10 protein-coding genes are annotated in these 11251 nt (G+C 63.8%); 4 read left to right on the top strand and 6 right to left on the bottom strand.

What is annotated here, in order from left to right; genetic code table 11:
* Positions 1-147 precede the first annotated feature (147 nt).
* Positions 148-669: a hypothetical protein gene (locus ACPYOD_RS16655; protein WP_481302829.1), complete on the top strand. Its 522-nt coding sequence runs from the start codon at positions 148-150 to the stop codon at positions 667-669.
* Between the two features lie 823 nt (positions 670-1492).
* Here ACPYOD_RS16655 and ACPYOD_RS16650 read toward each other — a convergent pair.
* Positions 1493-2515: a magnesium and cobalt transport protein CorA gene (locus ACPYOD_RS16650; protein ID WP_481302828.1), complete on the bottom strand. Its 1023-nt coding sequence runs from the start codon at positions 2513-2515 to the stop codon at positions 1493-1495.
* A gap of 271 nt (positions 2516-2786) precedes the next feature.
* Between ACPYOD_RS16650 and ACPYOD_RS16645 the strand changes: the two genes are divergently transcribed.
* Both ACPYOD_RS16645 and ACPYOD_RS16640 read left to right on the top strand, forming a co-directional pair.
* On the top strand, positions 2787-4172 hold the full coding sequence (locus tag ACPYOD_RS16645; RefSeq protein WP_481302827.1) for a hypothetical protein: 1386 nt from the start codon (positions 2787-2789) through the stop codon (positions 4170-4172).
* A gap of 27 nt (positions 4173-4199) precedes the next feature.
* On the top strand, positions 4200-5579 hold the full coding sequence (locus tag ACPYOD_RS16640; RefSeq protein ID WP_481302826.1) for a hypothetical protein: 1380 nt from the start codon (positions 4200-4202) through the stop codon (positions 5577-5579).
* A 26-nt stretch (positions 5580-5605) separates the two neighbouring features.
* On the opposite strand, the gene ACPYOD_RS16635 is transcribed toward ACPYOD_RS16640, so the two are convergent.
* From ACPYOD_RS16635 to miaB, 5 genes are all read right to left on the bottom strand, one after another.
* Positions 5606-6802 carry a lipoprotein N-acyltransferase Lnb domain-containing protein gene (locus ACPYOD_RS16635; RefSeq protein ID WP_481302825.1) on the bottom strand — a complete coding sequence of 399 codons (1197 nt, stop codon included), beginning with the start codon at positions 6800-6802 and terminating at the stop codon, positions 5606-5608.
* A gap of 111 nt (positions 6803-6913) precedes the next feature.
* Positions 6914-7765: an HlyC/CorC family transporter gene (locus ACPYOD_RS16630; RefSeq protein ID WP_481302824.1), complete on the bottom strand. Its 852-nt coding sequence runs from the start codon at positions 7763-7765 to the stop codon at positions 6914-6916.
* Positions 7766-7928: 163 nt separating this feature from the next.
* Positions 7929-8393 (bottom strand): rRNA maturation RNase YbeY, encoded by a 465-nt coding sequence (gene ybeY / locus ACPYOD_RS16625; RefSeq protein WP_481302823.1) that lies wholly within the window; start codon positions 8391-8393, stop codon positions 7929-7931.
* Positions 8390-9370, bottom strand: coding sequence for a PhoH family protein (locus tag ACPYOD_RS16620; protein WP_481302822.1), 981 nt, complete (start codon positions 9368-9370; stop codon positions 8390-8392). The genes ybeY and ACPYOD_RS16620 overlap by 4 nt, the downstream gene beginning before the upstream one ends.
* 5 nt (positions 9371-9375) lie before the next feature.
* Positions 9376-10725: a tRNA (N6-isopentenyl adenosine(37)-C2)-methylthiotransferase MiaB gene (gene miaB / locus ACPYOD_RS16615; protein ID WP_481302821.1), complete on the bottom strand. Its 1350-nt coding sequence runs from the start codon at positions 10723-10725 to the stop codon at positions 9376-9378.
* Positions 10726-10885: 160 nt separating this feature from the next.
* Between miaB and ACPYOD_RS16610 the strand changes: the two genes are divergently transcribed.
* On the top strand, positions 10886-11251 hold a 366-nt coding region (locus ACPYOD_RS16610), incomplete at its 3' end, for a DUF4124 domain-containing protein (RefSeq protein WP_481302820.1).

Genomic DNA, 11251 nt, shown 5'->3' with positions numbered 1-11251 from the left:
GCAGGGGGGCGCCTGTCGAGCGCGTACGCGGTTGCAATCACACCGTCTCATGGCGCTTACGAGCCCGAGGTCGTACTGACGGGGCAGGGATTCAGCAGCGCGCTGGCGGAGACAATCACTTTCCCTGGGCGAGCATGAGCTTTTGACATGGTGGACGAGATTCAAACATTCAAATATACAAAGCTTAGGCGGCTAGGCTTTGTTCTGGCCGCTGCCTTCACGGGAGTGACAACATACATTTCAGCTGTTTCGGTCCAGAGGTATCCAGTCGAGCAATACCTGTCCGTTCTTCTTGTATTCATCCCCGTGACTCTGGTTGTGATTGCGGCGGCTGTATTCGCGCACAGGGACATTGTTATATCGCTTGACGGAATTCGTCGGCCCTATCTTGGCCTGCGCGGCCGACTTGTTCTGTGGGATGACGTAGTGCGTATAACTTGCGGCGTATTGAGTTCCGACGAGTCCGCGGTCAACTCGTACTTTTTACAGACTAGGGAGGGGATTCCTATATTCGGAATTTCCATCCTTTCGGTTATAGACGACGCAGAGCGATTGATAGCCGCAGTAAATGTCGAGGTCGGTCGGCGTAAAGTACCCATCACGGCATGGCGAGCGAATGAGAAAGTCACATTGGAGTATCTACCAAAGCCAGGGGTGCGAAAACTTTGAAATCCTTGGGCAGACGCAGTGGCCCTTGCAGAACAACGGTGACGGCCCCGGTATGTACCCTGAAAATGTCAGCTCCGGCAATAAAAAATAGCAAGGACAGTCGACCTTGTGGGTGAAGTTCGCCAACTTGCGATGCAGGTGCTCGGCAGTCCCGATGCTTTTTGTTCGGGGTGAGTCATCAATTTTGACCCATCGCGAAGTTTGGATTGGTCTCGCCATATTCTGGGTGGTCTTGTTTGGCGTGATGGTATTACGACGCCGAGGGCGAGGATGGCGCGGCGCAGCAGGACGCGCGCTTTCTCGGCCGCGCTGGCAGTTGCCGAAGGTCCGGAAGCGAGTATCACACCAACGAAAGACCCATCGATGAGGCTTTGTAGCAAAGTTCCTTAGCGGATTGCCGACAGCGCCGCTTCGTTAGACGATGCTCAAAGCCGTCCTCACCCGTGTGTTCAGGCGTGTCGCATCTGCGAGCAAGGGGCACGGCGCGGAGGAAGCAATGAACGGACAGGTGGAGTCCGCCGACGCAGGCACGTTCGATGCCAGCATGCACCAACCGATGAATGAGTAATCGAGTATCCGCAGGACGCATGGATTTTTATCCGGCTTGTGGCGGAGCTCGGCGAAGAGGTGGAGGAGAGGTGAATTGCAAGGATGTGGCCTTGGCTCTCAGGGCCATCGAGGCTCTTGTGTAGAAGGGGCTTGAGCAGGCGGCATCACGCGCATGCCGGAATGGTTTGGAAGGTGCTCCGGCGATCGCGGCGTTTCTGACCGTGGCTAGAGGCGCTAGGTTCCTGCCTTCGCAGGAACGACGAGAGGGGCCGGGTCAGAACCAGCGGTTACGCTTCAACGCAATGAAGATGCCACCCACAATACAAGCCACCAAACACGTAATCGCCGGATAAGCCCAAGGCTTATCCAACTCCGGCATATGCGCGAAATTCATCCCATACCAGCTCGTGATCAACGTGGGCGCAGCCAGCATGGCCGCCCAGCCAGCCAGCTTCTTCATCACCTCGTTCTGCCCGAAGGTGACAAGTGCGAGGTTCACACTGATCGCAGCCCCCAGCATCTCCCGCATCGCCGAAATCGACTCGTTCACACGGAACACATGGTCGTAGATGTCGCGGAAGTACGCGCGAAGTTCATCGTGAATAAGATGTGGATGTAATCGCGTCAATTGCGCCACCACATCCTGCAGCGGAACGACGGCCAACCGCAACGTCATCAACTCACGCTGCATGTCGTACAGCCGCTTGATGGTCTGCCGGTTGTACGTTTCCGCGAAGATGTCGTTCTCGAGTTCGTGTACCTCCTCCCGGAAGTCGCGGACGATCGGCAGGAAGTTGTCGACGATGAAGTCGAGCACCGCATACAGCGCGTAGCTCGGGCCCATCGCCAGCAGTTCGGGCGTCTGCTCACAACTGCGGCGTGCCGGCGCATAGGAGAGCGAGGCGCCGTGGCGCACCGTTACGAAATAGCGCTGGCCTACGAAGATCTGCGTTTCGCCGAAGGCGATGTTGCCGCCGACCAGCTGGGCCGTCTGCGCCACGATGAACAAGGAGTCGCCGTAGGCCTCGATCTTGGTGCGCTGGTGGGCATGCTGCGCGTCCTCGATGGCCAGGTCGTGCAGGTTGAACTCTTCCTGGAGTTTCAGCAGCAGGGCCTCGTCGGGCTCGTGCAGGCCAACCCAGACGAAGGTATCGGGCTCTTTCAGCACATCGCTGATGGCTTCGATCGTGATGTCGCCGATGCGCGCCCCGTTGGTCCGGTAGGCCACGCAGTTGATGACCATGCCATTGGGCGGCGGGGCCGGGGAGCTTTCGGGAAGGATCGATACGGAGGTCATGGCGCCATGATGCCGGGGCCGGCGTGACGCGGCAATTGCAGGCGCTCTCGCCGCATGTTCACAAGATATTGCGGGGGGAACGGTTCCCGTGCCCCCAGACCGCCCTGTCAGCCCCTCGGCAGGCGAGGGCGGAAAAGCCGATGGCCGATATCGGTGCGGCCCCGATGTCTTGCCCTGGGGACGCCGGTATAGCTTTGAACCGCGGAGGGCACGCGGCATTGGAACGGCGGTGCGCCCTTGCGCCAAGGACGTTATTTCAAGGAGAAAGACCATGGCATCTGCGACACCCCTCCCCACGCTTCCATTCGACTACAAGGCATGGAAAGCCGGCACCTCGATCACCCTGCCGCCCCTTTTCGACAAGACCGCCCGTGCGAAATTCGACGCGCTTGACCGTGCCGTCGATGTCTATACGACAAAGGCCACGCCGAGCGCGCTCGTCGTGCTCCGCGCGGCGCTACGCGACTGGATGGACTACAAGGAGGCCAAGGACGGGCTGGGGTCGTGGGCGGAGAGCAAGCGCAATCGCAAGTACCTCATCGCTCATCTGAATGCCGCGATCAATGGCGATACCGATAAATCGCTCGGCATTCCCGACGTCATGTCACCCGGCATGATCAATGCACGCCTCGGTATCCTCTATCTGTTCGCCAACACTACCTGGAATGAGGGTGTCTTCCGCTTCGTCACCAGCGGCGTGCTGGACTTCGCGGGCAAGGGCGATGGCAAGGCGGCCGTTCGCACGGTGAAGGCGAGCGATTGGCTGGTGAAGCCGGGTTCGGCGCCTACCGACGCGGTTCGCAAGAGCGCTCGCGACCGGCTGGTGGCGCACCTGGAATCGCTGCATCCCAAGCTCGTCAGCGCCATCGATTCGCAGCTGCCGAAGCAGGACGCGAACAAGGATGATACGAAGGGCATCCTGGCGATGTGGGACGCCGTGCCGGGCGGCGTGCAGGCGGCTTGCCGCTATCTCGTCGACAAGGCGCTCGACAATATCGCGCCCTTCCTCGCCAATGGCGTGGGTACCGTGGAGGCGATGGTCAAGGCCACTTCCGCGGGTGTGAACCGCTACGTCGTGCACGCGAAGGGCAAGGGCGTATCGATCGTGCCGGGTACCCCGCGCAGTACCGTCGACGGCATCAAGCACGCCATGAACCTTGCATTGGCTTCGGAGACCTACGGCGTGCTGCGGGGCGCCGGTGCCCTGACCCTGGAAGGCATCAGCGCGGGTGTGGCCGGCACCATCATCGACGTGGCCTTCTCGGTGATCGAGGCTTTCGTCGCGCTGATCTGGCGTGTGCGTGACTTCTACTATATGCGCGTGTTCCGCAAGGAAGCCCAGCAATACTGGGATGCGCGCGAGGGCAAAAGCCCTATCCACGAGCGTCCGACCGCGTTCAATGCGTGGTACCGGCGCGTGGCGCTCAAGGTGCCCGCGGTACCGTGCCTCACGCTGTCCAGCGGCATCTGTGGCGACAAGATGCGCCTGCTGCGCATGTTCGACAAGGAAGGCGAGGTCATCACGCCGGCCCAGTTCTCCGCCGGCGTCGCTTACCTCGACAATCTAAAGGCGTGGGGTGCGAAATACCTGGCCGACCTCGGATACGACTTCGGTAGCGAGGATCCCATGATCGCGAAGCTGATCGCGGCGCGCTGACGGAAACCCACTCAAGGAGAGAGCACCATGACATTCGCAAGCACCACACCGTCCCTGCCGTTCGACTACAAGACCTGGCATGCCGGTACGTCGATCCCATCGCTGTCAAGCGACAAAGCGGCCGAGCAGAAATTCCAATCGCTGGACAAGGCCGTGGAGACGTATCTTCTCGCGCCGTCCCCAAGCTCGTTCAACATCCTGAGGGCCGTTCTGCAGGACTGGATAAAGCACACGGATGCCGAGGGTGGTTCCGGGAGTTGGGAGCGCAGCAAGCGCAACCAGACGTTCCTCATCTCCCACCTGAATACGACGATCAACACAGCGGACACGGACGCGGCACTCGGCATCCCGGGCTTCATGTCCCCGGGCATGATCAATGCCCGCCTCGGCATCCTCTACCTCTTTTCAAAGATCACTTGGGAAGAGAACGTCGTGCGCTTCGTTACCAGCGGGGTGATCGATTTCAATGGCGAGGGCAATGGCAAGCCGGCGCTGCGCAAGGCGGACCCGAGCAAATGGCTGGAGAAGGTTCCGGAGAAGGCCGACGACCCGGCTCGCGTGGTAATGCGCGAGCGTGTGACCACGCACATGGAATCCCTGGTGCTGAAGATCATCGAATCGGTGGTGGCACAGCTGCCGAATGGTTCGAAGATCAACCCGAGGGAACTGCTGGATATGTGGGACGCCATTCCGGGTGGGCGGAAGGCAGTGTGCCGCTTCCTCGCGGAGAAGGCGCTGGCACACGTGGCGCCGTTCCTCGCCAACAGCATCGGCGTCATCGAGGGGCTGCTTAAGGCCACGTCCGCGGGCGTTGACCGGTACCAGGCCTATGCCCTCGGCAAGGGGGTGGAGATCGTTCCCGGGACTCCGAGCACTACCGTCGACGGCATCAAGCGTGCGATGGATCTCCAACTGGCGACCGAAACCTATCGTGTCCTGAAGGGCGCGGGCTCGCTGACGCTGGAAGGTCTTAGCGCCGGCACCGCGAGCGTCGTGGTGAATACGGCCTTCTCTGTGGTGGAGGCCTTCGTGAAGCTGGCCTGGCGCGCCTTCGACTACTACTGCCTGCGCAACTTCCGCGCGGAAGCGCTCGTTCATTGGGAGGCTCGCGAGAAAGCGAACCCGTTCCACGAACGGCCCGCGGCGTTCAACGACTGGTATCGCGCCACCGCGCTCAAGGTGCCCGCCGTGCCCTGCCTGACCCTTGCCAGTGGACTATGCGGCGACAAGATGCGCCTGCTCCGTATGTTCGACAAGGAGGGCGAGACGATCACCCAGGCGAAGTTCGACGCCGGAGTGAAGCACCTGGACAACCTGAAGGGCTGGGGCCTGAAGTACCTTGGCGGTCTGGACTACGGGTTCGACAGCGACGATCCGATCGTCGCGCACCTCATTGCCGCAAGGTAGTTTCAACGTGAACCGCCGGCGGCACGTCAGTCGTGTCGCCGGCAGAAACTCCAGGTCAAAGCGGCCCAGCACGGAAGGGCGAAAAGGAGCCAGGGAAGGTTCCGCTGGGGAAAGTCGGGCCAGAGGTGCAAAAGCAAGGCGATGACACACGCGGCGAACGACAGGGCCGTCACCCGCGACGCCAGCTTGCTCACCGGACGACCGGCGATACGCAGCCGCCAGATCCCTGGCACGATCAGCAGGGCGAACGGCGAGTAGGCCAACAGGTTGAAGTTGCCCCATGCGGAACGATGCAGGGTCAGGGTCCACAGACCGAGCATGAAGAGTCCGGCGACGCCTGCGAACACGGTGAACAACGTACCTGCTGCAACGAAGACGGCGCGCGCACCGGTTCGCCGAGTGAGGGCCGGCAAGGCAAGCGGTACGACAAGCACCAGGCCCGCGATCAATAGGGGCCAGCGCAGGTCGGGTGCCTCCTCCGGCGGTGGCGTCAGCTTCGCGGGCACCAGGAGGGTGTCTTCGGCAACGAGCGGTCGGCCGTCGACCTCGACGTGGCGCAAGCCCTCCTCGAGTGTCATCGGCAGGAAGGCCTCTTTCCACGCCGTCATCGGCTGGTCCGCGTAAGGGCCGAGTCCGAGGTCCATGCCGAGCATCAGCCAGGGCTGGTTGCTCATAAGCCGAGCCGTCTGCTCGCGGAAGGTCATGCCGCCGGGCTTGTCCACCCATTGAGCGCTGAGGACGCCGCCGAGCGCGTCGTCCAGCACGTTGCGCACGCGCGTGGTGCAGTTGTCGATGTAATAGTCGTAGTGGTAGCCGGCATTCTCGGGACGGATGTTCCAGAGGAGGAAGCGGCGAACGCGTTCCTTCTGTGCGTCGTCAAGCGCGAGGCGCTGCCGCCGCACGTAGCGGCCTTCCCCGGCATAGAACTCGATGTCCGACTGCGTGGTTTCCGCGTCCATGCGGTAGGCCATGATGCCGCGCGCGAAGTTGAGCAGGAAACCCTTCTGGTCGAAGTCGAACACGCCATAGTTGAACGCGATCGATTCGCCGCTGACGGTATCGCGGACCTCCAGTGCATCGTGGCCGAAACGTTCCCAGTAGATGTCGCCGGGCCCGTAGGTCATCAGCGAGATCTCGAGGTTCGCCGCCGGTGCGTCGACGATGCCCGCGCGAACGGCGGGGGCGAGGCACAGGGCAAGCAATAAAATCAGGGTGAGGCGCATCGGTTCGGGTCAGGGTCTGCTTTGTGTGGGAGCCGCTTCAGCGGCGATGGCGTTCCGCGGCGAGCTTGCCCGCTGCCGCGGGATCGCCGCTGAAGCGGCTCCCACAGGCGCTCAGCTTGCCCCGCCGGTGCGCGCAACGTGGAACTGCTGCACGCGGCGGTCGTCGGCTTCGGTGACGCGGAAGACGAAGTTGCCCACGGCGATCTCTTCGCCCGCGGCGGGCAGGTGGCCGAATTCGGACGTGATCATGCCGCCGACGGTGTCGAATTCCTCGTCCGAGAAATGCGCACCGGCCACTTCGTTGAAGTCCGCGATGGGCGTGAGGGCGCTCACGGCGAACCCGCCTTCCTCCAGCGGCCGGACGAGCACGGGTTCTTCCTCGTCGTCGTGTTCGTCGTCGATCTCGCCCACGATCTGCTCGAGCACGTCCTCGATGGTGATGAGGCCGGCCACGCCGCCGTACTCGTCCACTACCAGCGCCATGTGGTTGCGCGTGAGGCGGAATTCGGCGAGCAGCACGTTGAGGCGCATCGACTCGGGAATGAGCACGGCCGGGCGGAGCAGGGCGCGCACGTCGCAGCCGTCACTCTGTCCGAAGTACTTCAGCAGGTCTTTCGCCAGCAGGATGCCGAGCACCTCGTCCTTGTCCTCCCCGTGCACGGGGAAGCGCGAGTGGCCGGATTCGACCACGGCGGCGAGGATCTCGGGGAGCGGCGCATCGACGGGCAGGCTGACGATCTGGGCGCGGGGCACCATGACATCGTCGACGCTGAGTTCGGTGACCTTGATCGCACCCTCGACCATGGTCAGGGTGTCGTTCGAAAGCAGGCCGTTGGCCTGGGCGGTACGCAGTTCCTCGATCAGTTCGTCGCGGTTGCGCGGTTCGCCGGAAAACAGGTGGCCCAGTCGGTCCCACCATGAACGGTGGGCGGGGCCGTTGGTACTACTGGGGTCCTCGTTCATTACTCTTTGTGGCTCTGCCCATGTGGGGCGGAAGGGGCAGTCTACTGGAATTCGTGTGACGGTTCAGGATGATGGATGGCTGCCGCCTTGTGTGGGAGCCGGCTACGCCGGCGATGGGGGCTGGCCGCATGCCTGCTATCGCCGCTGAAGCGGCTCCCACATATCAGGCCAGATAGGGGTCGGCGATGCCGAGTCCTGCCAGGATGCGGGTTTCCAGGGCTTCCATCGCCTCGGCCTCGGCGTCGTCCATATGGTCGTACCCCAGCAGGTGCAGGGTGCCGTGGACGGTCATGTGGGCCCAGTGGTCGGTGGGCTTCTTGCCCTGCTCAGCCGCTTCGCGGGCCACCACGGGGGCGCAGACGACCAGATCGCCGATCAGCGGCAGGTTCACGCCCGGCGGCAGGTCGGCCGGGAAGGACAGCACATTGGTGGCGTAATCGCGGCCGCGATACTGGAGGTTCAGGGCCTGCCCTTCCTCGGCATCCACGATGCGGATGGCCACCTCTGTGGCCTTGCGCCGGCGGGCACCCTTCAGCGCGGCCTCCACCCAGCGGCGGAAACTGGCCGGGGCGGGCACGCCTTTCCGCGAGGCGGTGGCGTAACCCACCGCAACCTCCACATGGCTCACCGTTCCTCGTCCTGCTTCTGCTCGAACGCCTCGTAGGCGCGCACGATCTTGGCGACCAGCGGGTGGCGCACCACGTCGCGCGAGGTGAAGAAGGTGAAACTGATGCCGTCCACGCCGCGCAGCACCTCGATGGCATGGCGCAGGCCCGAGCGGACGTTGCGCGGCAGGTCCACTTGGGACACGTCGCCGGTGATCACCGCCACCGAGCCGAAGCCGATACGGGTGAGGAACATCTTCATCTGTTCGACGGTGGTGTTCTGCGCCTCGTCGAGGATCACGTAGGCATCGTTGAGCGTGCGCCCGCGCATGTATGCCAGCGGGGCGATCTCGATCACGTTGCGCTCGATCAGCTTCGACACTTTCTCGAAGCCCACCATCTCGTACAGCGCGTCGTACAGCGGGCGCAGGTACGGGTCGATCTTCTGGCTGAGGTCGCCGGGCAGGAAGCCGAGTTTTTCGCCGGCCTCCACGGCGGGGCGCACCAGCAGCACGCGCTGCACACGGTTGGCTTCCAGTGCTTCGACGGCGCTCGCCACGGCGAGGTAGGTCTTGCCGGTGCCGGCAGGGCCCACGCCGAAATTGATGTCGTGCGTGGTGATCGCGTGCAGGTAACGGGCCTGGTTGGGGCCGCGGCCCTTGATGACGCCGCGCTTTACCTTGATCACCACGTCTTGCGCGGATTCGGCCGCCTGCTCGTTGAGGGCGTCGATGCCGGATTCGGCAAGGCGGACGTTGATCGTCTGCCCGTTGAGCGTTTCGTGCTCGGTGGCGTCGTACAGCGAACGCAGCACCTGCTCGCCGGCCTTCGCCGAGGCCTCTTCGCCGATCACCCGGAACAGGCTGCCGCGATGGTCGATCTCGATGCCCAGGCGCAGCTCGATCTGGCGGATGTGCTCGTCGAGCGGTCCGCACAGGTTGGCGAGGCGGGTGTTGTCTTCGGGATCGAGGGCGAAGTCACGCTGGGAAAGTTGGGTCATGGCGTTCACGAAGCGAGCGCGACCTCGTCGTCCAGGCGGACTCGGCCGCGCAGCGAGTTCGACATCGCTTCGGTGATGGTCACGTCGACGAACTGGCCGATCATCCGCGGATGGCCGGGGAAGTTCACGTAGCGCATGTTCTCGGTACGTCCGGTCATTTCGTTCGGGTTCTTCCGGCTGGGCTTCTCGACCAGCACACGCTGCACGGTACCGACCATGGCCTCGTTGATCTTGCGCGCGTTCTCGTTGATGGCGGCCTGCAGGCGGGCGAGGCGGGCGTGCTTCACGTCCGCCGGCGTATCGTCGGGAAGGTTCGCCGCCGGCGTACCGGGGCGCGACGAGAAGATGAAGGAGAAGCTCTGGTCGAAGCCGACGTCGTCGATCAGCTTCATGGTCTTCGCGAAATCGTCTTCGGTCTCGCCGGGGAAACCGACGATGAAGTCCGAGGAGATGCAGATGTCCGGGCGCACGGCGCGCAGCTTGCGGATGCGCTGCTTGAACTCCAGCGCCGTGTACCCGCGCTTCATCGCCGCGAGGATGCGGTCGGAGCCGGCCTGCACGGGCAGGTGCAGGTAGTTCGCCAGTTGCGGCACATTGGCGTACGCCTCGATCAGCGAGTCGGAGAACTCGAGCGGATGCGAGGTGGTGAAGCGGATGCGGCCGATGCCGTCGATCTGCGCGATGGCGTGGATCAGGACGGCGAGATCCGCCGTGCCGCCATCATGCATGGGGCCGCGATAGGCGTTCACGTTCTGGCCGAGGAGGTTCACCTCGCGCACGCCTTGCTCGGCAAGCTGGGCCACCTCGACGATCACGTCGTCGAACGGGCGGCTGATCTCCTCGCCGCGGGTGTAGGGCACCACGCAGTAGGAGCAGTACTTGGAGCAGCCTTCCATGATGGAGACGAAGGCGGTGGGACCTTCGGCCCGCGGTTCGGGCAGGCGGTCGAACTTCTCGATCTCCGGGAAGCTGATGTCCACCTGCGCCTTGCCGCTGGCGCGTTGCGCCTCGATCATTTCCGGCAGGCGGTGCAGGGTCTGCGGGCCGAACACCAGGTCGACGAAGGGCGCGCGCTTGATGATGGCGTCACCCTCCTGCGAGGCCACGCAGCCGCCCACGCCGATGAGCACCGGCTTGCCGCCCTGCTTGTGCGCCTTCCAGCGCCCGAGCTGGCTGAAGACCTTCTCCTGGGCCTTCTCGCGGATGGAACAGGTGTTGACCAGGATCACATCGGCCTCGGCCTCGTCCTGGGTCAACTCCAGCCCGTGCGACGCGCGCAGCACGTCGGCCATCTTGGCCGAGTCGTACTCGTTCATCTGGCAGCCGTGGGTCTTGATGAAAAGCTTGCCGCTCATGGGGCTGGGCACCGTGGTTTCGTGGGGTTCGACCGAACCGTGCAGTTTACGCCGCCCCCCGCGGGGTTGCCAGACGCCCGCCGTGGATCAATGACTTGCGTGAAGAAGGTCACGTAATCCGCCCTTGGCAGGGGGTGGGGGCTCGGGCACACTCGCGCCCATGTTCAACGATGCGACGCCAGGGGAAAGCGCCGGCCATCGCGCCCGCCGTTTCCTGTCCTTCCGTACGGTCCTGCGCAGGGCCGCGATCGGCTGCGTCCTGATCCTCGGGCTGGGCGCCACGCCGGCCTTCGCGGGATCGCTCTATCGTTGCGTCGGCAGCACCGGCGAGACGGTGTTTTCCGGCAGCACCGCCGGCTACAAGGACTGCAAGCGCATTGGCAGTACGCCGAGCGCCAGGCCGTCGAGACCGGCGGTTACCCAGGGATCGCAGCCCGGTGGTCCCACCACTCCGGCTGTGGGGTGCCGGGGGGGGGGGGGGGGGGGGGGGGGGGGCGCCCCCCCGGCGCGCCGCCCGCGCCGGGGC

It is taken from the genome of Luteibacter sp. HAY1-4A (assembly GCF_056755355.1).
Note: the sequence above shows the minus strand (reverse complement) of the source record. Positions and strands in the feature narration are given on the sequence as shown.

Bases quoted from the DNA above. Each gene is read 5' to 3' on its own strand.
- ACPYOD_RS16655 (WP_481302829.1), top strand. From the start codon at position 148: ATGGTGGACGAGATTCAAACATTCAAATATACAAAGCTTAGGCGGCTA.
- ACPYOD_RS16650 (WP_481302828.1), bottom strand. From the start codon at position 2,515: ATGACCTCCGTATCGATCCTTCCCGAAAGCTCCCCGGCCCCGCCGCCC.
- ACPYOD_RS16645 (WP_481302827.1), top strand. From the start codon at position 2,787: ATGGCATCTGCGACACCCCTCCCCACGCTTCCATTCGACTACAAGGCA.
- ACPYOD_RS16640 (WP_481302826.1), top strand. From the start codon at position 4,200: ATGACATTCGCAAGCACCACACCGTCCCTGCCGTTCGACTACAAGACC.
- ACPYOD_RS16635 (WP_481302825.1), bottom strand. From the start codon at position 6,802: ATGCGCCTCACCCTGATTTTATTGCTTGCCCTGTGCCTCGCCCCCGCC.
- ACPYOD_RS16630 (WP_481302824.1), bottom strand. From the start codon at position 7,765: ATGAACGAGGACCCCAGTAGTACCAACGGCCCCGCCCACCGTTCATGG.
- ACPYOD_RS16620 (WP_481302822.1), bottom strand. From the start codon at position 9,370: ATGACCCAACTTTCCCAGCGTGACTTCGCCCTCGATCCCGAAGACAAC.
- miaB (WP_481302821.1), bottom strand. From the start codon at position 10,725: ATGAGCGGCAAGCTTTTCATCAAGACCCACGGCTGCCAGATGAACGAG.